The sequence below is a fragment of the Microbacterium sp. MDV22-iso44 genome (genome assembly GCF_058629135.1).
The window spans coordinates 374611-399653 of record NZ_JBZVWS010000001.1; the positions used below are offsets into that span (position 1 = coordinate 374611).

Annotated in this window: 25 protein-coding genes; 24 read left to right on the forward strand and 1 reads right to left on the reverse strand. The window is 70.5% G+C overall.

Annotated features, from left to right (window positions below; genetic code table 11):
* Positions 1 to 2: 2 nt before the first annotated feature.
* The 9 genes from mltG to nusB all read left to right on the forward strand — a co-directional run bounded on the left by mltG (position 3) and on the right by nusB (position 7142).
* On the forward strand, positions 3 to 1403 hold the full coding sequence (gene mltG / locus AC4NN1_RS01865) for an endolytic transglycosylase MltG (protein ID WP_363458961.1): 1401 nt from the start codon (positions 3 to 5) through the stop codon (positions 1401 to 1403).
* Positions 1403 to 2251: a shikimate dehydrogenase gene (locus AC4NN1_RS01870; protein WP_491954403.1), complete on the forward strand. Its 849-nt coding sequence runs from the start codon at positions 1403 to 1405 to the stop codon at positions 2249 to 2251. The genes mltG and AC4NN1_RS01870 overlap by 1 nt, the downstream gene beginning before the upstream one ends.
* Before the next feature lie 4 nt (positions 2252 to 2255).
* Complete coding sequence (gene aroC, locus AC4NN1_RS01875) at positions 2256 to 3482, forward strand: chorismate synthase (protein WP_363458957.1); 1227 nt, start codon at positions 2256 to 2258, stop codon at positions 3480 to 3482.
* Positions 3469 to 4014 (forward strand): shikimate kinase, encoded by a 546-nt coding sequence (locus tag AC4NN1_RS01880; RefSeq protein WP_491954404.1) that lies wholly within the window; start codon positions 3469 to 3471, stop codon positions 4012 to 4014. Before aroC ends, AC4NN1_RS01880 begins: the two co-directional genes overlap by 14 nt.
* Positions 4011 to 5090: a 3-dehydroquinate synthase gene (gene aroB / locus AC4NN1_RS01885; protein WP_018186739.1), complete on the forward strand. Its 1080-nt coding sequence runs from the start codon at positions 4011 to 4013 to the stop codon at positions 5088 to 5090. The genes AC4NN1_RS01880 and aroB overlap by 4 nt, the downstream gene beginning before the upstream one ends.
* A complete protein-coding gene (locus AC4NN1_RS01890; RefSeq protein WP_491954405.1) occupies positions 5087 to 5620 on the forward strand; it encodes a GNAT family N-acetyltransferase in 534 nt (177 codons plus the stop codon). The genes aroB and AC4NN1_RS01890 overlap by 4 nt, the downstream gene beginning before the upstream one ends.
* Before the next feature lie 9 nt (positions 5621 to 5629).
* Complete coding sequence (locus AC4NN1_RS01895) at positions 5630 to 6076, forward strand: type II 3-dehydroquinate dehydratase (protein ID WP_491954406.1); 447 nt, start codon at positions 5630 to 5632, stop codon at positions 6074 to 6076.
* 90 nt (positions 6077 to 6166) lie between these two features.
* Positions 6167 to 6727 carry an elongation factor P gene (efp, locus tag AC4NN1_RS01900; protein ID WP_018186742.1) on the forward strand — a complete coding sequence of 187 codons (561 nt, stop codon included), beginning with the start codon at positions 6167 to 6169 and terminating at the stop codon, positions 6725 to 6727.
* Positions 6728 to 6734: 7 nt separating this feature from the next.
* A complete protein-coding gene (gene nusB / locus AC4NN1_RS01905) occupies positions 6735 to 7142 on the forward strand; it encodes a transcription antitermination factor NusB (RefSeq protein WP_018186743.1) in 408 nt (135 codons plus the stop codon).
* 101 nt (positions 7143 to 7243) lie between these two features.
* Here the strand turns inward: nusB and AC4NN1_RS01910 are convergent, their stop codons facing one another.
* The gene (locus AC4NN1_RS01910) at positions 7244 to 8059 is read right to left on the reverse strand and encodes a DUF559 domain-containing protein (RefSeq protein ID WP_491954407.1); all 816 of its coding nucleotides are present in this window, start codon (positions 8057 to 8059) and stop codon (positions 7244 to 7246) included.
* Between the two features lie 285 nt (positions 8060 to 8344).
* Between AC4NN1_RS01910 and pyrR the strand changes: the two genes are divergently transcribed.
* From pyrR to rpoZ, 15 genes are all read left to right on the forward strand, one after another.
* Entirely contained in the window at positions 8345 to 8875 is a 531-nt protein-coding gene (gene pyrR / locus AC4NN1_RS01915; RefSeq protein ID WP_491954408.1) for a bifunctional pyr operon transcriptional regulator/uracil phosphoribosyltransferase PyrR, read from the forward strand.
* A complete protein-coding gene (locus AC4NN1_RS01920; protein WP_491954409.1) occupies positions 8872 to 9843 on the forward strand; it encodes an aspartate carbamoyltransferase catalytic subunit in 972 nt (323 codons plus the stop codon). Before pyrR ends, AC4NN1_RS01920 begins: the two co-directional genes overlap by 4 nt.
* The gene (locus tag AC4NN1_RS01925; protein ID WP_491954410.1) at positions 9840 to 11144 is read left to right on the forward strand and encodes a dihydroorotase; all 1305 of its coding nucleotides are present in this window, start codon (positions 9840 to 9842) and stop codon (positions 11142 to 11144) included. The genes AC4NN1_RS01920 and AC4NN1_RS01925 overlap by 4 nt, the downstream gene beginning before the upstream one ends.
* Entirely contained in the window at positions 11141 to 11674 is a 534-nt protein-coding gene (locus AC4NN1_RS01930) for a PH-like domain-containing protein (RefSeq protein ID WP_491954411.1), read from the forward strand. The genes AC4NN1_RS01925 and AC4NN1_RS01930 overlap by 4 nt, the downstream gene beginning before the upstream one ends.
* Positions 11671 to 12831, forward strand: coding sequence for a glutamine-hydrolyzing carbamoyl-phosphate synthase small subunit (gene carA, locus AC4NN1_RS01935; protein ID WP_491954412.1), 1161 nt, complete (start codon positions 11671 to 11673; stop codon positions 12829 to 12831). The genes AC4NN1_RS01930 and carA overlap by 4 nt, the downstream gene beginning before the upstream one ends.
* The gene (gene carB, locus AC4NN1_RS01940; RefSeq protein ID WP_491954413.1) at positions 12824 to 16111 is read left to right on the forward strand and encodes a carbamoyl-phosphate synthase large subunit; all 3288 of its coding nucleotides are present in this window, start codon (positions 12824 to 12826) and stop codon (positions 16109 to 16111) included. The genes carA and carB overlap by 8 nt, the downstream gene beginning before the upstream one ends.
* Positions 16108 to 16971 carry an orotidine-5'-phosphate decarboxylase gene (pyrF, locus tag AC4NN1_RS01945; RefSeq protein WP_491954414.1) on the forward strand — a complete coding sequence of 288 codons (864 nt, stop codon included), beginning with the start codon at positions 16108 to 16110 and terminating at the stop codon, positions 16969 to 16971. Before carB ends, pyrF begins: the two co-directional genes overlap by 4 nt.
* On the forward strand, positions 16964 to 17860 hold the full coding sequence (gmk, locus tag AC4NN1_RS01950) for a guanylate kinase (RefSeq protein WP_018186751.1): 897 nt from the start codon (positions 16964 to 16966) through the stop codon (positions 17858 to 17860). Before pyrF ends, gmk begins: the two co-directional genes overlap by 8 nt.
* A gap of 88 nt (positions 17861 to 17948) precedes the next feature.
* Positions 17949 to 18788: an ABC transporter ATP-binding protein gene (locus tag AC4NN1_RS01955; protein ID WP_336123634.1), complete on the forward strand. Its 840-nt coding sequence runs from the start codon at positions 17949 to 17951 to the stop codon at positions 18786 to 18788.
* Positions 18785 to 19813 carry an aliphatic sulfonate ABC transporter substrate-binding protein gene (locus AC4NN1_RS01960; protein WP_020097296.1) on the forward strand — a complete coding sequence of 343 codons (1029 nt, stop codon included), beginning with the start codon at positions 18785 to 18787 and terminating at the stop codon, positions 19811 to 19813. The genes AC4NN1_RS01955 and AC4NN1_RS01960 overlap by 4 nt, the downstream gene beginning before the upstream one ends.
* Positions 19814 to 19815: 2 nt before the next feature.
* The gene (locus tag AC4NN1_RS01965; RefSeq protein WP_018186754.1) at positions 19816 to 20640 is read left to right on the forward strand and encodes an ABC transporter permease; all 825 of its coding nucleotides are present in this window, start codon (positions 19816 to 19818) and stop codon (positions 20638 to 20640) included.
* On the forward strand, positions 20637 to 22652 hold the full coding sequence (gene acs / locus AC4NN1_RS01970; RefSeq protein ID WP_491954415.1) for an acetate--CoA ligase: 2016 nt from the start codon (positions 20637 to 20639) through the stop codon (positions 22650 to 22652). Before AC4NN1_RS01965 ends, acs begins: the two co-directional genes overlap by 4 nt.
* Before the next feature lie 30 nt (positions 22653 to 22682).
* Positions 22683 to 24020, forward strand: coding sequence for an O-acetylhomoserine aminocarboxypropyltransferase/cysteine synthase family protein (locus AC4NN1_RS01975; RefSeq protein ID WP_311856730.1), 1338 nt, complete (start codon positions 22683 to 22685; stop codon positions 24018 to 24020).
* A complete protein-coding gene (locus AC4NN1_RS01980) occupies positions 24017 to 24598 on the forward strand; it encodes a CoA-binding protein (protein WP_491954416.1) in 582 nt (193 codons plus the stop codon). The genes AC4NN1_RS01975 and AC4NN1_RS01980 overlap by 4 nt, the downstream gene beginning before the upstream one ends.
* 111 nt (positions 24599 to 24709) lie before the next feature.
* Positions 24710 to 24964, forward strand: a complete 255-nt coding sequence (gene rpoZ, locus AC4NN1_RS01985; protein WP_018186758.1) for a DNA-directed RNA polymerase subunit omega — start codon at positions 24710 to 24712, stop codon at positions 24962 to 24964.
* The last annotated feature ends 79 nt before the right edge of the window (positions 24965 to 25043 follow it).

The following is a 25043-nucleotide window of genomic DNA, read 5'->3' on the forward strand; positions in this document are numbered from 1 at the left end:
CGATGTCCGAGACCCCCTCGCGCGACGACCGCCCCGAGACCTTCCCGGCAGATCCTTCCGCTCCGACGGACGGGGCGATCCCGTCGTCGCGTCGGGCTGCCCGGAGGGCGCAGAGCCAGGAGCCGACGGGGTCGGCGACGGACGCCGGAGCCGTGCCCGGTGGGCAGCGGGAAGAGGCAGCATCCGTTGCTGCTCCACGTCCTCGTCCGGCCGAGCGGGCGACCGCCTCGTCGACCGCCCCGATCGATGCGCTCTTCGAGGACGAGGGACTGAAGGCCCCGTCCGCCGCACCGCACCGGCAGGACCGTGACCGGCGCAAGAGCCGGGTCGCCGCGTGGGGCGTCTTCGTCATCATCATCGCCATCATCGGCGGACTGGTCGGCGGCGGGTTCGCCGTGTTCAACACCTACGAGGATCAGATCCGGAAGGTCCTCGGATGGGAGGAGCCGAAGGATTACGAGGCCGGTCTCGCCGAAGGCGAGGCGAGCGTCACGGTCCTCTCGGGCCAGACGGGTGCCGACATCTCCCGCGCGCTCTTCGATGCGGGGGTCACGAAGACCTCCGACGCGTTCTACTCCTATCTGATCGACAACGGAGAGGATCCGAACGTCCTCAAACCGGGCGTGTACTCCCTGCAGAAGAAGATGACCTCGCAAGCGGCGTTCGAGGCTCTGCTCGATCCCGCGAACAAGCAGGAGTACACCGCCCAGCTGCGCGAGGGCCTGACGGTCGCGCAGTCGGTCCCGCGCATCGCCGAAGGCGTCGGGCTGCCTGTCGCCGACGTCGAGGCGGCCGTCAAGGACCCCGCTGCTTACGGGGTGAAGGCGCCGAGTCTCGAAGGATGGCTGTTCCCGGCGACGTACACCTTCAACCCCGGCGTGACCGCGAAAGAGGTCGTTCAGACGATGGTCGACCGGACCATCGCAGCCCTCGACGACGCCGGCGTGCCCGCCGATCAGCGGGAGAAGATCCTCACGATCGCGTCGATCATCGAGAAGGAAGGCCGCTACGAGGACGACTTCTACAAGGTTTCCCGCGTGATCCAGAACCGGTTGGATCCGGCGATCAGCGACACCAACGGTCTCCTGCAGATGGACTCGACCGCCCAGTACCCGTTCGCCGACCGCGAGGGCGGGACGAGTTCGCGCGCCGAGGAGCTCGCGGACGACAACGGGTGGAACACGTACAAGAAGAAGGGTCTGCCGGTCACCCCCATCGCGAACCCGGGAGAGCTCGCCATGAAGGCGGCTCTGAACCCGGCCGAGGGACCGTGGCAGTACTTCGTCACGGTCAACCTCGACACGGGGGAGACCGTCTTCTCGGCGACCTTCGCCGAGCATGAGAAAGCCGTCGCCCAGTACCAGAAGTGGTGCCGCGACAACCCCGACGGAGGCTGCTCCTGATGACGGCCACCGCCCCGGAGGCCACCGCTCTGGAAGTCTGGGGCGATCCGATCGGGCACAGCCTGTCGCCGGCCATGCACACGGCCGCGTACGCGTTGCTCGGCTGGGAGTGGACCTACGGCCGACGACGCGTCGACGAGGCGTCGTTCGCGGGCGAGCTCGCCGCCCTCGGCGCCGACCACCGCGGACTCTCGCTGACGATGCCGCTGAAGCGCGCCGCGTTCGACGTCGCGTCCGAGCGCGACGTGCGCGCCACCCTCGTCGGTGCGGCGAACACGCTGGTGCGGACGCCCGCGGGGTGGCGGGCGTTCAACACGGATGCCGGGGGCATCGTCGCCGCGCTCCGTGAACAGGGTGTCGAGGCCGTCGACCGCGCACGCATCGTCGGCGCGGGGGCGACGGCATCCGCTGCGCTCGTGGCGCTGTCCGAGCTCGGCGTCCGCGACGTCGAGGTCGCCGCACGTCGCCCCGAGGCGGCGCAGGGACTCGTCGACCTGGGGGAGCGGCTCGGTGTCCGCGTCGTCGCCGCACCGCTCGCGGGCGAACGGACCGACGCCGTCGATGCGACGATCGCGACGCTGCCGGGCGGGGTATCGGTGGATGCCGGGGCTGCGGACGCCCTGGCGGCGGCGGGCGGCGTCCTCATGGACGTCGTCTACGGTCACTGGCCGACCGACCTGTCCCGGGCGTGGGACCGCGCCGGGCGGCCCGCGTCGGGGGGAGAGGGGATGCTGCTGCACCAGGCGGTCCTGCAGATCCGGGCATTCGCCACGGGGGGCGTCGACGAACCGCTCCCGCGCGAGCCCGACGTGGTGGCGGTCATGCGCCGCGCGCTCGTGGGAGACTAGGTCAATGCTCCGCGTGCTCACCGCCGGCGAATCCCACGGCCCCGAACTCGTCGCCATCATGGAGGGCCTGCCCTCCGGCGTCCCTGTCTCGCTCGACGCGATCCGCGCCGACCTCGCTCGACGCAAGCTCGGCTACGGCCGTGGCTCGCGGATGAAGTTCGAGGAGGACGAGCTGAACCTCTCGGGCGGCGTCCGACACGGCCTCTCGCTCGGCAGTCCGATCGCCCTGCGTATCGGCAACACCGAGTGGCCCAAGTGGGTCGAGGTCATGAGCCCCGAGCCGACCGAGCTGAGTGAACGCTCCCGTGGCCGCGGCGCCGCGCTCACCCGGCCCCGCCCCGGTCACGCCGACCTCGTGGGCATGCAGAAGTACGACTTCGATGAGGCCCGTCCGATCCTCGAGCGCGCCAGCGCCCGCGAGACGGCCGCTCGTGTCGCGCTCGGCGCGATCGCCCGCAGCTTTCTGTCCGAGCTCGGCATCCGCCTCGTGAGCCACACGCTCTCGATCGGCCCCGTGCAGGTGCCCGAGGGGGCGGAGCTCCCCGGTCCCGACGACGTCGACGCGCTCGACGCCGATCCGCTCCGCTGCTTCGACCCGGCGACCTCCGAGCGCATGGTCGCCGAAGTGGATGCCGCGAAGAAGGACGGCGACACCCTCGGCGGCATCGTCGAGGTGCTCGCCTACGGTCTTCCCCCGGGGCTCGGATCGCACGTGCACTGGGACCGCCGTCTCGACGGCAAGCTCGCCCAGGCCCTCATGAGCGTCCAGGCGATCAAGGGCGTCGAGGTCGGCGACGGGTTCGAGACGACGCGTCGCCGCGGGTCCGCCGCGCACGATGAACTCTTCGCGACGGAAGGCGGCATCACGCGCGCCTCCGACCGCGCCGGCGGGACCGAGGGCGGCATGTCGACCGGCACGGTGCTCCGCGTCCGGGCCGGCATGAAGCCGATCGCGACGATCCCGCACGCGCTGCGCACGGTCGACGTGGCCACCGGCGAGACCGCTGCGGCCCACCACCAGCGTTCGGACGTCTGCGCGGTTCCCGCGTCGGGCGTCGTCGCCGAGGCGATGGTCGCGATCGTGCTCGCCGATGCCGTACTCGAGAAGTTCGGCGGCGACAGCATCCGTGAGACGCGTCGCAACCTCGAGACCTACCTCGCGGCGATCCCCGAGACGCTCAAGACGACCCCTGCGTCCGAGGCGGCACTCCTCGCGCATGACCTCGCCTGAGCCGTCGTCGATCGTCCTGATCGGTCCGATGGGGGCCGGTAAGACGAGTGTCGGCAAGCGGGTCGCCAAGCGGCTCGGCCGGACCTTCCACGACACCGATGCGATGGTCGTGAGAGCGCACGGACCGATCGCGGAGCTCTTCGCGACGCAGGGCGAGCCCCGCTTCCGCGAACTCGAGCGCGACGCGGTCGAGGAGGCGCTGTCGCGCGGCGGCGTCGTGTCGCTCGGCGGCGGAGCGGTCCTCGACGGGACCACGCGCGAGCGGCTTCGGGCACATCGCGTCGCGCTCCTCACCGTCGCTCCTCGCGTCGTCGCGCGTCGATTGGGCGAAGCGGCATCCCGCCCCCTGCTCTCGGCGGGCGACGAGACGCCGATCCAGCGCTGGGAGCGCATCTACGCCGAGCGCCGACCACTGTACGAATCCGTCGCCGACGCGACGTTCGACACCTCATCCGGGCCACTTGAGAACATCGTGACCGCCATCGCGGACTGGGCCGAGCCCGCCGCCGACATTCCGGGAGTCACCCCATGACCCACACGACCATCAGCGTCACCGGCGCGACTCCCTACGACATCCACGTCGGGCGGGGACTCCTCGCCGGAGTCCGCGATCACCTCGCCCCGACGGTGAAGAAGGTGCTGATCGTCCACACCCCGCGCCTGGGGGCGAAGGCCTCGGAGCTCCGAGACCTCCTCGTCGCCGACGACGCGCTCGAGGTGCTGATCGCAGAGATCCCCGACGCCGAGGACGGCAAGCGCATCGAGGTCGCGGCCTTCTGCTGGCAGGTCATGGGCCAGGCCGACTTCACTCGCACCGACGCGGTCATCGGCTTCGGCGGCGGCGCTGTGACGGACCTCGCCGGGTTCGTCGCGGCATCCTGGCTGCGCGGCGTGCAGATCGTGCAGATCCCGACGACGGTCCTCGGGATGGTGGATGCCGCCGTCGGCGGCAAGACCGGCGTCAACACGGCCGAGGGGAAGAACCTCGTCGGCGCGTTCTGGGCGCCGCGGTCGGTGATCTGCGACCTCGACGTGCTGGACACGTTGCCGCGCAACGAGATCGTCGCCGGATTCGCCGAGGTCGTGAAGGCCGGCTTCATCTGGTTCCCCGAGATCCTCGACATCGTCGAGCGCGACCCCGAGGCCGCCGTCGACCCCTCGACCGACGAGTTCCGCCGCTGCATCGAGCTCGCGATCGAGATGAAGGCGCGTGTCGTGAGCGAGGACTTCCGCGAGGCGGGGCTCCGTGAGGTCCTGAACTACGGGCACACCCTGGGGCACGCCATCGAACACGCCGAGCGGTACCGCTGGCGTCACGGCGCCGCCATCTCGATCGGCATGATGTACGTCGCCGAACTGTCGCGACTGGCGGGGCGTCTCTCCGACGAGGACGTCGCCCGGCACCGTCGCATCTTCGACATGCTCGGCCTCCCGACGACCTACCGCATGGACGGCTGGCAGCACCTTCTGGGCGTCATGCAGCGCGACAAGAAGTCGCGCGCCGGCATGCTCCGCTTCATCGTCCTCGACGCGATCGGCAAGCCGACCGTCATGCAGGCCCCCGACGAGTCGCTGCTGTTCGCCGCGTACCAGGAGATCGCCGGGTGACGGATGCCGCGGTCCGCCGCATCCGCCTGCAGGAGTGGCGCGAGGTCCGCGACCTCCGCATCCGCGCGGTGAGCGATCCGGCGGCATCCATCGCCTTCCTGACCACCCGCGAGCAGGAGCTGGCCCGGGACGACGCGCATTGGCAGTCGCGGACCGCGGATGCGGCGATGGGCGAGAACGCGGCTCAGTTCGTCGCGATCTCGGGAGAGCGGTGGATCGGCTCTGCGACCGTCCTCGTCCGGGATGCCGGTGCGACCGACGCGCTCGGACGCCGCGTCGCCGCCCCGCGGGCCGAGCTCGTGGGTGTCTTCGTCGACCCGGGCCATCGCGGTCGCGGCGTCCTCGACGCCCTGGTGGCGGAGGCATCCGTCTGGGCCGAGACCGCCGGCGCTGACGGGCTCACCCTCGACGTCCACATCGACAACGCCCGCGCGCAGGCGGCCTACCGCCGGCTCGGTTTCACGGCGACCGGGCTCGCCCTCGACACGCAGGTTGGTCGCGAGATCCAGATGCACCGCCCCTCCCACTAGGGTCGTCACGTGTCGACCTCCCGCCGCCTGCTCCTCGTCAACGGACCGAACCTGAACCTGCTCGGCATCCGGGAACCCGACGTCTACGGGCTTGCGACCCTCGCCGACGTCGAATCGCTCGTCGAGCGGACGGCCGCGGAGTCCGGCTACGAGGTGCGGGCGGTGCAGAGCAACCACGAGGGCGTGCTCATCGACGCGATCCACGCGGCCCGCACGGACTGCGCGGGGATCGTCATCAACCCGGGCGGGCTGACGCACACCTCCGTCGTGCTGCGCGACGCCCTCTCGGGGGTGGCGCTGCCCGTCGCCGAGGTCCACATCTCCGACGTCTCGGCGCGCGAGCCCTTCCGGCACCACTCCTACGTCGCCGACGTCGCCGTCGTCCACGTGGCCGGCCGAGGGGTCGCCGGGTACGCCGACGCGACCCGCGAACTGCTTTCGACCCTCGCGAGCTGACCGCTTTCCGGGGCGGATGCCGCGGCATCCCGTAGAATCGATCGTCGGCCGCATCGGCCCCGAACTCACCGAACGGAAAATCGCACTCTCATGGCATCCACTGCAGACATCAAGAACGGCGTCGTCCTGTCCATCGACGGACAGCTCTGGAACGTCGTCGAGTTCCAGCACGTGAAGCCCGGCAAGGGTGGCGCCTTCGTCCGCACGAAGCTCAAGAACGTCGTCTCCGGCAAGACCGTCGACCGCACGTACAACGCGGGCGCGAAGATCGAGATCGAGAACGTCGACCGCCGCGACTTCACCTACCTGTACAACGACGGCGACAGCTACGTCTTCATGGACGTCGCCGACTACGACCAGCTGAGCGTGACGGCCACCGTCGTCGGCGACGCCGCCAACTACCTGCTCGAGAACCAGCAGGTCCAGATCGCGCTCAACAACGGGAACCCGCTCTACGTCGAGATGCCGGCCTCCGTCGTCCTCGAGATCACCTACACCGAGCCGGGCCTGCAGGGCGACCGCTCGTCGGCCGGCACGAAGCCCGCCACGCTCGAGACCGGCTACGAGATCCAGGTCCCGCTGTTCGTCGAGCAGGGCACCAAGGTCAAGGTCGACACGCGTACCGGGGACTACCTCGGCCGCGTGAGCTGACCGCGCGATGAGCGCACGGAGCAAGGCGCGAAAGCGCGCCCTCGACATCCTGTACCAGGCCGACATCCGCGGTGACGACCTCGGTGTCACGCTCGCCGCAGAGGCGAAGCGCGCGGCGAACGAACCCGCCCGCGAGGCCTCCTGGCTCTACGCCCGCGAGATCGTCGACGGCGTCATCGATGCTCAGAGCGAGATCGACGAGCAGATCATCACGCACGCGCGTGACTGGAAGCTCGAGCGGATGCCGGCGGTCGACCGCGCGATCCTGCGAATGGGCGTCTGGGAGATCCTGCACAACGACCAGGTCCCGACCGCCGTCGCGATCGATGAGGCGGTGGAGCTCGCCAAGGAATTCTCCACCGACGACTCCGGCTCGTTCGTCCACGGCGTCCTCGCACGCATCGCGCGCTCCTGAGCCGGGGCGTGGGCTGCGCTCACGCGGAGATCTGCGCTCCCGAGGACGATCGCGTGCGATGCCGTCCGCTGGAACGCAGATCTCCGGTGAACCGCTGATCCTCATGAGAGGTGCAGCCCCTGCGCCAGGGCGCGCAGGATGCGGTCTTGGACCTCCGGCCACCGATGCATCACGTCGGCGTAGCCGACCCGGATGACCGTGTAGCCGTGCAGGGTCAGCAACGCGTCATGGGTGTTGTCGGCGTCGCGCTGGGCGCCGACATGATGACCCCCATCGATCTGCAACACGAGCCTCTCGCCGATGAGGAAGTCGACACGGTGGCCGAGCAGGTGGACCTGCGGGTGGACGGCGGCAGGAATCCATCGGAGTCGCACGAAGACGAACGTCTCGAGTCCGGAGTCGAGATGTGCACACGCGTCTGCGAGCACGCGCCGCGCCGCCGGGCGGAGGTCGAACCTCCGCATGACCTCGCCGGATGCCAGGCCCTGCCGGAACGCGGAGTCCCAGACGGCGAGCGCCTGCTCGAACGGGCGGCACTCGGCCACGATCGCCAGGACGTTCTCGACGGGGTCCTCGAGGGACCCCGGGATGCGTGCGATCAGGGGGGTGCTCCAGTGCACCCGCGCGTGAGGGGCTGAGACCGAACCGGATGCCGCAGGCGCACCCACGTGCGCCCGGCTGCCGTCGTCGTTCACGCTCCAGAGACCGAGGCGTCGCGCCTGCGTTACGCACGTGAGGAGGACGCCCGCACGCGCCGCGCTCCGCAGGAGCGGATCCGCCTCGGGCACGGCGACCCATCCGCGACGCGGCCGTTCGAGTCCTGCGGCACCGATGCGATGGCGCGAGTAGCCGGCATCCCTCAAATCTGCAGTCCGCACCACTCCGCCGTGACGCCGCACCCACTCCCGCACGTCCATGCGTTCAGCGTGGCTTGCCCCCAGGCCGGCACCACGACCGCGGGCGATCCTGTGGGCGGGTGGCCATCCAATCGAGCTGTGGAGAGGGCTCGCGCCGGCGATCGAGCGGAGATCCGTCTTCCCGCGGAATGTCGGCCCGCGATCCGTCCTCGGGAAGGCGGATGTCCGCGGGAAGGACGGCCGACAGGGCGAGCGGATGCCGCGGCTCACCGCCCCGCCCCGCTAGAGTGGTCTCGAACAAGCAACCTTTAACACCGTCCTGTGAGGCGGAGAAGGGAGCGGCGGATGACTTCGCGCATCGTCTTGCACGACGCTGACATCGCCCGCGCACTCACGCGCATCTCTCACGAGATCCTCGAGTCGAACAAGGGCCCCGACGGGCTCGTGCTCCTCGGGATCCCCACCCGCGGCGTCACCCTCGCCGAACGCATCGCCGAGCTCATCGCCTCGTTCACGGGCGTGACCGTCCCGGTCGGCTCGCTCGACGTCACGATGTACCGCGACGACCTGCACCGCAATCCCACGCGGGCGCCGCGCCCGACCGAGATCCCGCCCGGCGGCATCGACGCGAAGACCGTGGTCCTCGTCGACGACGTCCTGTTCTCGGGCCGCTCCATCCGCGCCGCCCTGGACGCCCTGCAGGACATCGGACGGCCCGCCGTAGTGCGTCTCGCGATCCTCGTCGACCGGGGTCACCGCGAACTGCCCATCCGCCCGGACTTCGTCGGCAAGAACCTGCCGAGCTCGCGGGAGGAGCGCGTCAACGTGCGGCTGACCGACGTCGACGGTGCCGAGGAGGTGACGATCGCCTCATGAGACACCTCCTCGACACCCGCACCCTTGCGCGCGAGGACGCGCTCCGCATCCTCGACGTCGCCGAGGACATGCGCGACACGCAGTCCCGCGAAGTGAAGAAGTTGCCGACGCTGCGCGGTAAGACCGTCGTCAACCTCTTCTTCGAGGACTCGACGCGCACGCGCATCTCGTTCGAAGCGGCCGCGAAGCGGCTCTCGGCCGACGTCATCAACTTCTCGGCCAAGGGGTCCTCGGTCTCCAAGGGCGAGTCCCTTCAGGACACGGCGCAGACCCTGCAGGCGATGGGCGCCGACGCCGTCGTGATCCGCCACGGCGCGTCGGGCGCTCCGCACACGCTCGCGACGAGCGGTTGGATCTCCGCCGGGGTCCTGAACGCCGGAGACGGCACGCACGAGCACCCCACGCAAGCGCTGCTCGACGCCTTCACCATCCGCAAGCGTTTCTTCGGCGACGACAGCAGGGGCCGCGACCTCGCGGGGTTCCACGTCGCGATCGTCGGCGACATCCTGCACTCGCGCGTCGCACGGTCGAACGTCTGGCTGCTCACGACGCTCGGCGCGCGGGTCACCCTCGTCGCACCTCCGACGCTGGTCCCGCAGGACGTCTCGGCCTGGCCTGTGACGATCTCCTACGACCTCGACCAGGCGATCGCCTCGGCGCCGGATGCCGTCATGATGCTCCGCATCCAGCTGGAGCGGATGAACGCCGCCTATTTCCCCACTGAACGGGAGTATTCACGCCGTTGGGGATTGGATGCCGCGCGGATGGGATCTCTTCCGACCGGTAGCATTGTGATGCACCCCGGGCCCATGAACCGGGGTCTGGAGATCTCCGCCGACGCCGCCGATTCACCACGATCGACTGTGCTCGAGCAGGTCGCGAACGGTGTCTCGGTCCGCATGGCGGCGCTCTACCTGCTCCTGGCGGGGGAGCGACCCACCACCCACCCACAGGAGGAGGCCCGATGAGCGAGAGCATCCTCATCCGCGGGGCGCGGATCGATGGCGGCGTCGCCGCGGACATCCTGATCACGGACGGCGTCATCGCCGAGCTCGGCACGGGTGTCAGCGCGAACGGCGCACGCACGGTGGACGCGGACGGCCTGATCGCGCTGCCCGGCCTGGTCGACCTGCACACCCACCTGCGCGAGCCCGGCTACGAGGCATCCGAGACGATCCTGTCGGGGTCGCGCGCGGCCGCCGCCGGCGGCTACACGACGGTGTTCGCCATGCCGAACACCTCACCGGTCGCCGACACCGCCGGCGTCGTCGAGCAGGAGCTCGCCCTGGGCGAGGCCGCCGGCTACGCCCACGTCCAGCCGATCGGCGCCGTGACCGTCGGGCAGAAGGGCGAGCGACTCGCTGAGCTCGGCGCGATGGCCTCGTCGCGAGCCCGGGTCCGCGTCTTCAGCGACGACGGCTTCTGCGTCTTCGACCCGCTCATCATGCGCCGGGCGCTGGAGTACGTGAAGTCCTTCGACGGCGTCGTCGCACAGCACGCGCAGGATCCCCGCCTGACCGAGGGTGCCCAGATGAACGAGGGCACCGTGTCGGCCGAGCTCGGCCTCACGGGATGGCCGGCCGTCGCCGAGGAGTCGATCATCGCGCGCGATGTCCTCCTGGCCGAACACGTCGGATCGCGCCTGCACGTCTGCCACCTCTCGACCGCCGGCTCCGTCGACCTCATCCGGTGGGCGAAGAAGCGCGGCATCAACGTCACGGCTGAGGTCACGCCCCATCACCTGCTGCTGACCGAAGACCTCGTGCGCGGCTACGATCCGCGGTTCAAGGTGAACCCGCCGCTGCGGCGGGACGAGGACGTGCGCGCCGTCCGCGAGGGACTCGCCGACGGCACGATCGACATCGTCGCGACCGACCACGCCCCGCACCCTGCCGAGGCGAAGACCTGCGAATGGCAGGCGGCTGCCAACGGGATGGTCGGACTCGAGTCCGCCCTCCGCGTCGTGCACGCCGCGATGGTCGACACCGGCCTGCTCGAGTGGTCCGACGTCGTCCGCGTCATGTCCGCAGCCCCCGCCCGCATCGGCCGGCTCGCGGATGCCGGGACCCCGATCGCGGTCGGATCCCCGGCATCCCTCGCCCTCTACGACCCGGCGCCGGTCCGCGCGTTCAGCACGGACGACCTGCGGGGAGGCAGCGTGAACTCGCCCTACCTCGGGCGGGAACTGCCGGGCGAGGTCCGGGCGACGTTCTTCCGCGGCCGGCAGACCGTCGCCGATGGCGCGGTCGTCGCCGAGGTCTCCTCGTGACCCGCGAGGCTGCCGTCCTCGTCATGGCGGCGGTCGCCGTCCTGCTGATCGTGGTCGGACTGATCGCCTGGCGACGACGATCGAGGCGGGACGCGGGCCTGTCCGCCCCGGTCGGTGACGCCCCGGACGGCGCCGTCACGAGCCTCCGTTCAGAGGGCCTGTACGTCGCCACGACCCGTCACGGCGATCCGCTGGAGCGGCTCGCGATCCGCGGGCTCGCCTTCCGGTCCCGCGTCGACGTGACCGTGACCGATGCCGGCGTGGCGCTCGATCTGACCGGCCAGCCGCGGATCTTCCTCGCCGCGGACGCCCTCGTCGCGGTCGACCAGGCGACGGTCGCCATCGACCGGGTCGTCGAGCGCGACGGCCTCGTCCGTCTCGCGTGGACCACCCCGGAAGGCACGGTCGTCGACAGCTACCTCCGCCCGCAGGACCTCTCCGCGCGATCGCTCAGCGACGCGATCAGCCGGGTCCTGCCCGCCACCTCTTCTCCCACCTCTCCCCAGCAGATTCCCGGAAGCGACGCATGAGCATTCAGAGATTCCAAGCTCCCGAACCCGCCGTCCTCGTCCTCGAGGACGGTTCCCGACACCCCGGGCACGCCTACGGCGCCCGCGGCACCACCCTCGGCGAGGTCGTCTTCGCCACGGCGATGACCGGGTACCAGGAGACGATCACCGACCCGTCCTACGCGGGTCAGATCGTTCTCCAGACCGCACCGCACATCGGCAACACCGGCATGAACGGCGAGGACCACGAGTCCCGCCGCATCTGGGTGTCGGGGTACGTCGTGCGCGACCCCTCGCGCATCGTGTCGAACTGGCGCGCCGACCACTCGCTCGAGGACGCCCTGGTCCGCGACGGCATCGTCGGCATCAGCGGCATCGACACGCGTGCCGTGACCCGCGTGCTCCGCTCGGCCGGGTCCATGCGCGGCGGCGTCTTCTCGGGGGATGCCGCATCCCTGACCGATGACGAGCAACTGCGCATCGTGCGCGAGGCTCCCGAGATGAGCGGGCAGAACCTGTCCGCCGACGTCTCGGTGCCCGCCGCCGAGGTGACTCCCGCGGTGGGCGAGAAGATCGGCAACCTCGCGATCCTCGACCTCGGCGTGAAGCAGGCCACCGTGAACAACCTCGCCGCCCGCGGGTTCGAGGTCCACGTCCTGCCGCAGACGATCTCGTTCGCCGATATCCAGGCCGTCGACCCCGTCGCCGTCTTCTACTCGAACGGCCCCGGCGACCCCGCGGCATCCGATCGTCACGTCGCGCTCCTGCGCGAGGTCCTCGACGCCCGCCTGCCGTTCTTCGGCATCTGCTTCGGCAACCAGCTGTTCGGCCGCGCCCTCGGGTTCGGGACGTACAAGCTGCCCTTCGGGCACCGCGGCATCAACCAGCCGGTCCTCGACAAGACCACGGGCCGCGTCGAGATCACGGCGCACAACCACGGCTTCGCTGTCGACGCGCCCCTCGAGGGCGTCATCGACAGCCCGAACGGCTACGGCCGCGTCGAGGTCAGCCACGTGGGCCTCAACGACAACGTGGTGGAGGGGCTCCGTGCCCTCGACCTCCCGGCGTTCAGCGTGCAGTACCACCCCGAGGCCGCCGCCGGCCCGCACGACGCCAACTACCTGTTCGACCGCTTCCGCGACCTCGTGGTCGCCACCCAGGAGACGAAGAATGCCTAAGCGCGACGACATCCAGAGCGTCCTCGTCATCGGATCGGGCCCGATCGTCATCGGCCAGGCCTGCGAGTTCGACTACTCGGGCACCCAGGCGTGCCGGGTCCTCCGCGAGGAGGGCGTCCGCGTCATCCTCGTCAACTCGAACCCGGCCACGATCATGACCGACCCCGACTTCGCCGACGCGACGTACGTCGAGCCGATCACCCCCGAGGTGATCGAGACGATCATCGCCAAGGAGAAGCCCGACGCGATCCTGCCGACCCTCGGCGGCCAGACCGCCCTGAACGCGGCGATGGCCCTCCACGACCGCGGCATCCTCGAGAAGTACGGCGTCGAGCTGATCGGCGCGAAGGTCGAGGCCATCCGCAAGGGCGAGGACCGTCAGGTCTTCAAGGAGCTGGTGCTCGAGTGCGGCGCCGACGTCGCCCGCAGTGTCATCGCGCACACGATGGACGACCTGCTCGCCGGTGCGGCGGAGCTCGGCTACCCGCTCGTCGTCCGCCCCTCCTTCACGATGGGTGGGCTCGGATCCGGCTTCGCGTACAACGAGGAGGACCTCCGCCGCATCGGCGGCGCGGGCCTGCGCGACTCGCCCACGACCGAGGTGCTCCTCGAGGAGTCGATCCTCGGATGGAAGGAGTACGAGCTCGAGCTCATGCGCGACACGGCCGACAACACGGTCGTCGTCTGCTCCATCGAGAACGTCGACCCCGTCGGCGTGCACACGGGCGATTCGATCACGGTCGCGCCGGCGCTGACCCTGACGGACCGCGAGTACCAGAAGCTCCGTGACATCGGCATCGACATCATCCGCGCCGTCGGCGTCGACACCGGTGGCTGCAACATTCAGTTCGCCGTCGACCCGGCGACCGGCCGCATCATCGTCATCGAGATGAACCCGCGCGTCTCGCGCTCGTCGGCCCTCGCCTCGAAGGCGACCGGTTTCCCGATCGCGAAGCTCGCCGCGAAGCTCGCCATCGGGTACCGGCTCGACGAGGTGCCCAACGACATCACGAAGGCGACGCCGGCGAGCTTCGAGCCGACACTCGACTACGTCGTGGTGAAGGTGCCCCGCTTCAACTTCGAGAAGTTCCCCGCCGCCGACACGACGCTCACGACCACCATGAAGTCGGTCGGTGAGGCCATGGCGATCGGCCGCAATTACACGACCGCCCTCCAGAAGGCGCTCCGCTCGCTCGAGAAGCGCGGCTCCAGCTTCCATTGGGGGCCCGAGGAGCGCTCGATGGAGGAGCTCCTCGAGATCTCGAAGACGCCCACCGACGGTCGCATCGTCGTGCTGCAGCAGGCGCTCCGCAAGGGCGCCACCCTCGAGCAGGCGTTCGACGCCACCGCGATCGACCCCTGGTTCCTCGACCAGATGATCCTCATCAACGAGGTCGCCGAGTACATCCGCGAGGCGGACGATCTGACCGAGGACGTCCTGCGCCTCGCGAAGGACCACGGCTTCAGCGACGCGCAGATCGCGGAGCTCCGCGGCCTCGGCGAGGCGGACGTGCGCGGCATCCGTCACGGCTTCGGCCTCCGCCCCGTCTACAAGACGGTCGACACGTGCGCGGGGGAGTTCCCCGCGCTGACGCCGTACCACTACTCCTCGTACGACCGCGAGACCGAGGTCACCCCCAGTGAAGGACGCAAGGTCGTCATCATCGGGTCGGGTCCCAACCGCATCGGGCAGGGCGTCGAGTTCGACTACTCGTGCGTCCACGCGTCGTTCGCGCTGTCGGATGCCGGTTTCGAGACCATCATGGTCAACTGCAATCCGGAGACGGTCTCGACCGACTACGACACCAGCGACCGGCTGTACTTCGAGCCGCTGACGCTGGAGGACGTCCTCGAGGTGCTCCACGCGGAGGCGCAGTCCGGCGAGATCGTCGGCGTCGTCTGCCAGCTCGGCGGTCAGACGCCGCTCGGACTCGCGAAGGGGATCGAGGCCGCCGGCTACACGATCCTCGGCACGAAGCCCGCCGCGATCGACATCGCCGAGGAGCGCGAGCTCTTCTCGCAGCTGCTCGACCGCGCGGGCCTCACCGCCCCGCGCCACGGCACCGCGACCGACGAGGCGGGCGCCATCGCGATCGCGGAAGAGATCGGCTACCCCGTGCTCGTGCGTCCGAGCTTCGTGCTCGGCGGCCGCGGCATGGAGATCGTCTACGACACCGAGAGCCTGCGCGACTACTTCGTGCGCATCGCCGACCAGGCGATCATCCGCGACGACGCCCCGCTTCTCGTCGACCGCTTCTTGGACGACGCGGTGGAGATCGACGTCGACGCGCTCTTCGACGGCGAGCAGCTCTACATCGGCGGCGTCATGGAGCACCTCGAGGAGGCCGGCATCCACTCCGGTGACTCGTCGTGCACCCTGCCGCCGATGTCGCTCGGGCGCGGTGAGATCGATCGCGTACGCATCGCGACGCACGCCATCGCCGAGGGCGTCGGCGTCCGCGGGCTCCTGAACGTCCAGTTCGCCGTGTCGGCGGGCGTGCTCTACGTCATCGAGGCCAACCCGCGCGCCTCGCGCACGGTCCCGTTCGTGTCGAAGGCTCTCGGTATCCCGATGGCCAAGGCGGCGAGCCGCATCATGGCCGGATCGTCGATCGCAGAGTTGATCGCGGAGGGTCTCCTCCCCGAACAGGACGGCTCGCGGGTGCCGCTCGACGCCCCCGTCGCCGTCAAGGAGGCCGTCCTCCCGTTCAAGCGGTTCCGGACCGCGGACGGTCGCACCGTCGACTCGGTCCTCGGACCCGAGATGCGCTCCACCGGTGAGGTCATGGGCATCGACCGCGACTTCCCGACGGCGTTCGCGAAGAGCCAGGCCGCAGCCTACGGCGGGATGCCGACCTCGGGAACCGTCTTCCTCTCGGTCGCCGACGACGACAAGCGCGCCGTCATCCTGCCGGCGCATCGGCTACAGGAGCTCGGCTACACCCTCATCGCGACGGAGGGCACGGCGGAGATCCTGGCTCGCAACGGCATCACGGTGAAGGTGGTCTCCAAGTACTCCGAGACGCAGGCCTCGGGCGAGCAGAACGTCGTCGATCTGATCAACGCGGGTGAGATCGACATCGTCGTGAACACCCCGTCGGGCGGCATCGCCCGTGCGGACGGGTACGAGATCCGCGCCGCCGCGGTGGCCGCGGACAAGGCGCTGTTCACCACGATGGCCGTCCTCGGCGCCGCCGTCTCGGCGATGCCGGTCCTCCGCGAGGGCTTCGCCGTCCGGAGCCTGCAGGAGTACGCCGCCGACCGGAAGGCGTCGGTGTGACCTCATTCGGTTCGCGGCTGGCCGCGGCGGTCGACGCCCGCGGTCCGCTGTGCGTCGGCATCGACCCCCACGCGTCGCTCCTCGACGCGTGGGGGCTCCCGGCATCCGCTACGGGTGTCCGCGACTTCGGCCTGCGCGTGGTGGATGCCGCGCGCACCCGCGTCGGCGTGGTCAAGCCGCAGGTGGCGTTCTTCGAGCGCTACGGGGCCGCCGGGTACGCCGCGCTCGAAGAGGTCATCGGGACGGCCCGCGCGGCGGGCCTCGTCGTGATCGCCGACGCCAAGCGCGGCGACATCGGGACGACCATGGACGGCTACGCCGAGGCGTGGCTCTCAGCGGGATCGCCCCTGGAGTCCGATGCCGTGACCGTGAGCCCCTACCTCGGACCGGACTCGCTCCGCGGCACCATCGCGACCGCCGTCCGCGAGGGCAAGGGCGTCTACGTCCTCGCCGCGACGAGCAACCCCGAGGCCGCCGGCCTGCAGTCCGCCGAGCTCACGACCGTCGACGCCGAGCGCGGTCAGACGGTCGCGGACTGGGTCGCGCAACGCGCCGGTTCGGCGAATTCGTCCGCTGTGGTCGCAGGCGACCGTTTCGGCCCGGTCGGCTTCGTCGTCGGGGCTACAGTGGAGCGCGCCGATCTGGGACTGACGGATGCCTCGTTGCACCGCGCGTCCCTCCTCGCCCCCGGTTTCGGAGCGCAGGGTGCCCGCCTTCGCGACATCTCCGAGCGCTTCGGGTCCCTGGCGCCCCAGGTCCTCGCCAGCGCCAGCCGCAGCATCCTCGGCGCCGGTCCCGACGGGATCGCCGCCGCCATCGACACCCACAACTCCGAACTCCAGGACGCCCGACATGCCTGACTCCCGCACACCCCCCGAGGTCGACCGCGCCGCCGCGTCCCGTCGCGCCGTCGCCGCGCGCCGTGAACGTGCCGCGCTCAAGCGCGACGTGTCGACGCGCGTCATCAGCCCGCAGGACCTGCTGCGCCACGCGTGGGCGGAGCCGCAGTCGGCCGCCGCGGCGATGCGCGTGACCGAGTTCCTCACCGCGATCCCCGCGATCGGCGAGGGCAAGCGCGACCGCATCCTGGCCGATCTGCAGATCGCTCCGGTCAAGAAGATCGGGGGCCTCGGCATCCGTCAGCGCCAGGTGCTGCAGGACTACCTCGACCGTCGCCTCCCCGAGCCGCGCGCCCGTGACGCACGCAGCCGTCTGATCGTCCTCGCCGGCCCCACCGCAGTGGGGAAGGGGACGGTCGCCGCCCACATCAAGGAGCACCACCCCGAGATCCTGCTGTCGGTCTCGGCGACCACGCGACCGCCGCGACCGGGCGAGGTCGAAGGCGAGCACTACTTCTTCGTCGACGACGCCGAGTTCGACCGGATGGTCGAGGCGGGCGACCTCCTCGAGTACGCGACGGTGCACAACGCCTACCGCTACGGCACGCCGCGTCGCCCGATCGACGCCGCCCTCGCCGAGGGACGGACGGTCCTCCTCGAGATCGATCTGCAGGGCGCCCGCCAGGTGCGCGCCGCCGCTCCCGACGCGACGCTGGTCTTCCTTCTCCCGCCCAGCTGGGACGAGCTGGTGAACCGGCTCGTCGGGCGGGGGACCGAGGGCGAGGAGGAGCGTGCGCGCCGTCTGAAGACCGCGCGCGTCGAGCTCGCCTCGCAGGGCGAGTTCGACTACCGCGTCGTGAACGACGACGTCGCGCGTGCCGCGGCGGAGATCGCCCGACTCGCACGCTGACCCCGGGGGACGGCTCCCGCCACTGCTTCGTTTCACACCGTTACGACGCGATGCGGGCGATCCGGCACCTTCCGGAAGGCTGGGGGGCATGTCCGCCGTCCTCACCGCCTCCGACGCCGTCCGAAGCGCTGCCGCCCCGCGCGGCGCCGTGTCGCTGTCGGGTGTCCGCCGGACGTTCGCGGGCGCGGCGGGACCGGTGCCCGTCCTCCGTGGCGTCGATCTCGACATCGAGCCCGGTGAGATCATCGCGGTCGTGGGGCCCTCGGGATGCGGGAAGTCGACGCTGCTCCGGCTCCTCGCGGGGCTCGACGCCCCGTCCGCCGGGTCGGTGACCGTCGACGGCACGCCGCTCCGCGACACCGACGCGCGCACTGCCGTCGCCTTCCAGGAGCCGCGCCTGCTGCCGTGGCGCACCCTCACGCAGAACGTCGAGATCGGGATGCCGCGCGGCACCGCGCGCCCCGACGTGTCGGCGCGCGTCGCGGAGCTGCTCGAGCTCGTCGGGCTCACCGGTGCCGCGTCACTCCGGCCGCGTGAGGTGTCGGGCGGCATGGCGCAGCGGGCGTCGCTCGCGCGCGCCCTCGCCCGCGGTCCCGAGGTGCTGTTGCTCGACGAGCCGTTCGGAGCACTCGACGCGCTCACGCGGCTCCGCATGCAGGACCTGCTCCTCGACATCCATTCCGCCGAACCCACGACTGTCGTCCTCGTGACGCACGACGTGGAGGAGGCCCTGTATCTGGCAGATCGCGTGCTCCAGCTGCGCGCGATCGATGCCGATTCCGAGGATTCCTCGATCGCCCGTGTGATCGAGGTCCCCGGCATCCGTCCCCGTGACCGCGCAGATCGCGGCTTCACGGACCTCCGCGCCGAGCTCCTCGACGGACTCGGCGTCGACACCCACCGCTCAACCCCTCAGGAGACCCGATGAGCACCGTCATCCGCCGCACCGTTCCCGCCCTCGCCGTGGGTGCTGTGGTGATGCTCATGGCCACGGGCTGCCTCGCGGGCGAGAACGCGAGCTCGTCCTCCGATGGCGCGAGCGCCGGATCGTGGTCGACCGACACCCTCTCGATCGACTTCGCGACCTACAACCCGCTCAGCCTCGTCGTGAAGGACCAGGGGCTCATCGAGAAGGCTCTCGGCGACGACGTCGACGTCGAGTGGACCCAGTCCGCCGGGTCGAACAAGGCGAACGAACTCCTCCGCGCCGGCGCCCTCGACGTCGGTTCGACGGCCGGTTCGGCCGCGCTCCTCGCTCGGGCGAACGGTTCGCCGATCAAGGTCATCGATGTGTACTCGCAGCCTGAGTGGTCGGCCATCGTCGTCGGCCCCGACAGCGACATCACGTCGGTCGCCGATCTCAAGGGCAAGAAGGTCGCCGCGACGAGCGGAACCGACCCGTACTTCTTCCTCCTGCAGGCGCTAGAGACCGAGGGACTGAGCGTCAAGGACGTCGACGTGCAGAACCTGCAGCACGCGGACGGGCGCGCCGCCCTCGACGGCGGCTCCGTCGACGCGTGGGCGGGCCTCGACCCGATCATGGCGGCCGCAGAGGTCGAGTCCGGCGACAAGCTCATCTATCGGAACGTCGACTTCAACTCCTACGGCTTCCTCAACGCGACCGAGGATTTCCTCACCGACCACAAGGACGTCGCGCAGGTCGTCGTGGACGCCTACGAAGAGGCGCGCACCTGGGCGCTGGCGCACCCCGACGAGACCGCGTCGCTGCTCGCGAAGGTGGCCGGGATCGACCCGAAGGTCGCGACGACCGTCATCGGCGAGCGCTCGAACCTCGACGTCAGCGGCGTCCCCGGTGAGGCTCAGCTCGCCGTCCTGAAGAAGATCGCGCCCGTCCTCGTCGACTCCGACGCCGTGACCGGCGGGCAGGATGCCGTCGACAAGGCACTCGACACGATCATCGAGCCGTCCTTCGCCGAGAAGGCGGCGGGCTGACGATGACGGCATCCGTCGACACGACCGCCACCGCCGCAGCGCCTTCGGGCGTCGCGGCGGTGCGGCCGTTCTGGTCCCGGACGAGTGTCCGCATCATCGGAGGTCTCGTCGTCCCCCTCGCCGTCCTCGCGCTCTGGCAGGCGGTGACGGGCTTGGGTCTCATCCCGACCTACCGGCTCCCGGCTCCGGTCGACGTCGTGGTCGCGGCGATCCAGCTCGCCGAGGGCGGCGCGCTGTGGACCCACGTCGCGATCTCGGTGCAGCGCGTCGTTCTCGGGTTCGTGTTCGGATCGCTCGTCGGACTGGCGGTTGCGGCCATCGTTGGGCTGACGCGCTCCGGCGACGTGCTGCTGAGCCCGATCCTCGCCGCTTTCCGCGCGATCCCCTCCCTTGCGCTCGTTCCGCTCCTCCTGCTTTGGATGGGGATCGGCGAGGACTCGAAGGTCACTCTCGTCGCCATCGGCGCGTTCTTCCCGATGTTCACGACGGTTGCGGGCGCTCTGCGGCACGTCGATCCGCACCTCGTCGAGATGGGACGCTCCTTCGGCCTCCGCGGCTGGGATCTGTTCCGGTCGGTCCAGCTCCCCGCGACCGTTCCTGCCCTGATCTCGGGGCTGCGCCTCGCGCTCGCACAGGCCTGGCTCTTCCTGGTCGCCGCCGAACTCCTCGCGGCGTCGATGGGACTCGGGTTCCTCCTCACCGACGCGCAGAGCACCGGCCGCGTGGATCGCATCTTCCTCGCGATCGTCATCCTGGCGGCGCTGGGGACGCTGTCGAACGCGCTCGTGACCCTGCTGCAGCGCCGTCTGCTGAGGAGATGGGCATGACGGGTCACTCCGCCGAAGAGCTCCGCCTCGTCGAGACGCGCGCGTACCCTGCCCCGTCGGCCTTCGCCGCGCAGGCGAACGTGTCACAGGGTGCGTACGCGGATGCCGCGGCCGATCCGATCGCGTTCTGGGAGGACGCCGCCCGGCGGCTCGACTGGCAGACGCCGTGGCACACCGCCCTCGATTGGCGCCCTCCCGTCCGTTCCGCGGAAGGCGACCTGTCGATCCCTGTCGCCCGATGGTTCGACGGTGGCACCCTGAACGTCGCGGCGAACTGCGTCGACCGTCACGTCGAGGCCGGGCGCGGCGAGAAGGTGGCCCTGTACTTCGAAGGCGAGCCGGGCGACCGCACCGCGGTCACCTACGCCGACCTCCGGCGCCGGGTGTCGCAGGCCGCGAATGCGCTCATCGCCCTCGGCATCCAGCCCGGCGACCGCGTCGTCGTCTACCTGCCGGTCCTCGTCGAGACCGTCGTCATCGCGCTCGCCTGCGCCCGCATCGGCGCGGTGCACTCGCTCGTGTTCGGCGGGTTCTCGGCCGAGGCCGTCCGGTTCCGCCTCGAGGACACCGGCGCGAAGCTGCTCGTGACGAGCGACGGTCAGTTCCGACGCGGGGGAGCGGTCGAGGTCAAGTCCGCCGCTGACATCGCCGCCGCAGGCCTGCCCGCGCTCGAGCACGTGCTCGTCATCCGACGCACCGGCAGCGACGTGCCCTGGACGCCCGGCCGCGACGTCTGGTGGCACGACGTCGTCGACACGGCATCGCCCGTCCACGAGGCGACGCCGTTCGATGCGGAGCATCCGCTCTTCATCATCTACACGTCGGGCACGACCGGAAAGCCGAAAGGCCTCGTCCACACCTCGGGCGGGTACCTCGCGCACGCGAGCTGGGCCCACTGGGCGCACTTCGACGCGAAGCCCGACGACGTCCACTGGTGCACCGCCGACCTCGCCTGGGTGACGGCCCACACCTACGAGATCTATGGGCCGCTGTCGAACGGGCTCACGCAGGTCATCTACGAGGGCACCCCCGATGCGCCCCACCGGGAGCGCCACCTCGAGATCATCGAGCGGTACGGCGTGACGGTGTACTACACGGCGCCCACCCTCATCCGCACCTTCATGACCTGGTTCGGCGACGACCTCCCCGAGGGCCACGACCTGTCGAGCATCCGCCTCCTCGGCACCGTCGGCGAGGCGATCAACCCCGCCGCGTGGGCGTGGTTCCGCCGCGCCTTCGGACGCGACGAGGTCCCCGTGGTCGACACGTGGTGGCAGTCCGAGACCGGCGCCGCCATGATCGCTCCGCTCCCGGGGGTCACGACGCTGAAGCCGGGCTCGGCGAGCGTGCCGCTCCCGGGGATCGACGCCGCGGTGGTCGACCCGGACGGTCGCGAGGTCGAGCCGGGCCGATCGGGCACCCTCGTCGTCCGTCGTCCCTGGCCCGGGATGGCGCGGACCGTCTGGGGAAACCCCGAACGGTACCGCGACTCCTACTGGTCGACCTTTGCCGGGCACGGCGAGCACGGTGGGTACTACGTCGCGGGCGACGGCGCGACCCGCGACGCCGACGGCCACATCTGGATCCTCGGCCGCCTCGACGACGTCGTGAACGTCTCGGGCCACCGGCTGTCGACGATCGAGATCGAATCGGCGCTCGTCGCGCACACCTCCGTCGGAGAGGCCGGAACCACCGGCGTCGTCGACCCGATCACCGGTCACGCCGTCGCCGCGTTCGTCGTCCCGTCCGGGGCGGGGCAGCCGGATGCCGCCGCCCTCCGCGCGCATGTCGCCCGCGAGATCGGCCCGGTCGCCAAGCCCCGTCATGTGGTCGTCGTCCCCGACCTCCCCAAGACCCGCTCCGGCAAGATCCTCCGCCGCCTTCTCGCCCAGCTGTGGGAGGCCGAGCAGGACCGCCGCGCCGGACGTGAACCCGCGCCCCTCGGCGACACCACGTCGCTGCAGAACCCCGACGCCGTCGACCGCATCGCCGCCGCGCTGGCCGCGGCGTGACCTGCGGCATCCATCCGCCAGAAAGAGAACATGACTGACGAACACCGCTTCGGCTTCCGCACGCGCGCACTGCACGCGGGAGGAACACCGGATGCCGCGACCGGCGCCCGCGCCGTGCCGATCTACCAGACCTCCTCCTTCGTCTTCGACGACGCGACGGATGCCGCGAACCTGTTCGCGCTGCAGAAGTACGGCAACATCTACTCGCGCATCGGCAACCCGACGGTCGCGGCCCTCGAAGAGCGCCTCGCGTCGCTCGAGGGCGGTATCGGGGCGGTGGCGACCGCGTCGGGGATGAGTGCGGAGTTCATCACGTTCGCCGCGCTCGTCGGGGTCGGCGACCACGTCGTCGCCTCCGCGCAGCTCTACGGCGGCACGGTGACGCAGCTCGACGTGACGCTCCGCCGGTTCGGCGTCGACACGACCTTCGTCGCCTCCAGCGATCCGGCCGACTACGCGGCGGCGATCCGTCCCGAGACGAAGGTCCTCTACGTCGAGACGATCGGCAACCCGTCGGGCGAGATCGCCGACATCGAGGGTCTCGCCGAGGTCGCTCACGCCGCCGGCATCCCGCTCGTCGTCGATTCGACCCTCGCGACCCCCTACCTCGCGCGCCCGCTCGAGCACGGCGCGGACATCGTCATCCACTCGGTGACCAAGTTCCTCGGCGGACACGGCACGACCCTCGGCGGCGTCGTGATCGAGAAGGGGACGTTCGACTGGGGGAACGGCAAGTTCCCGCAGATGACCGAGCCGGTCGCCTCGTACGGCGGCATCAAGTGGTGGGACAACTTCGGCGAGTACGGCTTCCTGACCAAGCTCCGGAGCGAGCAGCTCCGCGACATCGGTGCGGCTCTCAGCCCGCACTCCGCCTTCCTGCTGCTGCAGGGCATCGAGACCCTGCCGCAGCGGATCGACGCGCACGGCGCGAACGCGCGGATCGTCGCCGAGTGGCTCGCCTCAGACCCCCGGGTCTCGTTCGTCACGTGGGCGGGGCTGCCGGATCACCCCCACCGCGAACGGGCCGAGAAGTACCTCCCGCTCGGGCCGGGATCGGTCTTCGCGTTCGGCGTGAAGGCGGGAGACGACGCCGCGAACGAGGACGACCGCGTCGCCGCGGGGCGCCGGGCGGGGGAGGCGGTCATCGACGCGCTCCAGCTCGCCTCGCACCTCGCCAACATCGGCGACGCCCGGACGCTCGTCATCCACCCCGCCTCGACGACGCACCAGCAGCTCAGCGCGGATCAGCTCGTCGCCGCCGGGGTGCCGGCCGACCTCATCCGCATCTCGGTCGGTCTCGAAGACCCCGAGGACATCGTCTGGGACCTCGATCAGGCCCTCACCGCCGCGACAGGAGTCTCCCGATGACCGATCCGAACGCCTGCGCCCTTCCGTCCCCGCCGGCACCGGCCGACGGCGCCGCCTGCGCACTGCCCGGCGCTCCGGCGGCGGAGAACGATGTGCGGACGTGGCCCGCCGCCGGTCCGCAGGAGAGGTTCGAGATCCTCCGCCGGGCGAAGACGATCGCGATCGTGGGTGCCTCCGACAACCCGGCGCGCGCGAGCTACTTCGTCGCCACCTACCTGAGCGGAAGCTCGCCGTACGACGTCTATTACGTCAACCCGCGGGCGAGCGAGATCCTCGGGAGGCCCGCCTACGCGTCGCTCGCCGACCTGCCCGTCGTCCCCGACATCGTAGACGTCTTCCGCAAGCACGACGACCTGCCCGGCGTCGCGGAGGAGGCGGTGGATGCCGGTGGCTCGACCCTCTGGTTGCAACTCGGCTCGTGGCACGAGGGCGCCGCGAAGATCGCCGCCGACGCGGGTCTGTCGGTCGTCATGGACCGGTGCGTCAAGATCGAGCACGCGCGCTTCCACGGCGGTCTGCACCTGGCGGGCTTCGACACCGGGGTCCTCAGCTCGAAGCGGCAGCTTCTCAGCCGGTGAGCCGGGCGCAGGCGTCACAAGCGCGCGGCGACCTGTAGACTGAGAGGATGCCGCGCCGCGTCCGCGCGCGTTCCGGCAGACATCTCTCTTCACCGATCCTGGAGGACCACCATGGCCAACCGTGACCAGGGCATCATCGACCCGCCCATCGACGCACTCCTCAACAAGGTCGACTCGAAGTACCAGCTCGTGATCTACGCATCCAAGCGCGCGCGTCAGATCAACGACTACTACTCGGACCTCCACGAGGGCAACCTCTTCGACAACGTGGGCCCGCTCGTCGACTCCAACGTCGAAGACAAGCCGCTGACGATCGCCCTCCACGAGATCCACGAGGACAAGCTGCGCCTCCGCGCGGCCGAGTGATCTCGACCTCCTGACCCGGGCGCCACACGGCGTCATCCTCATGCCCGCGAGCCCCCCGTGTCGGGGGCCGCGGGCATGA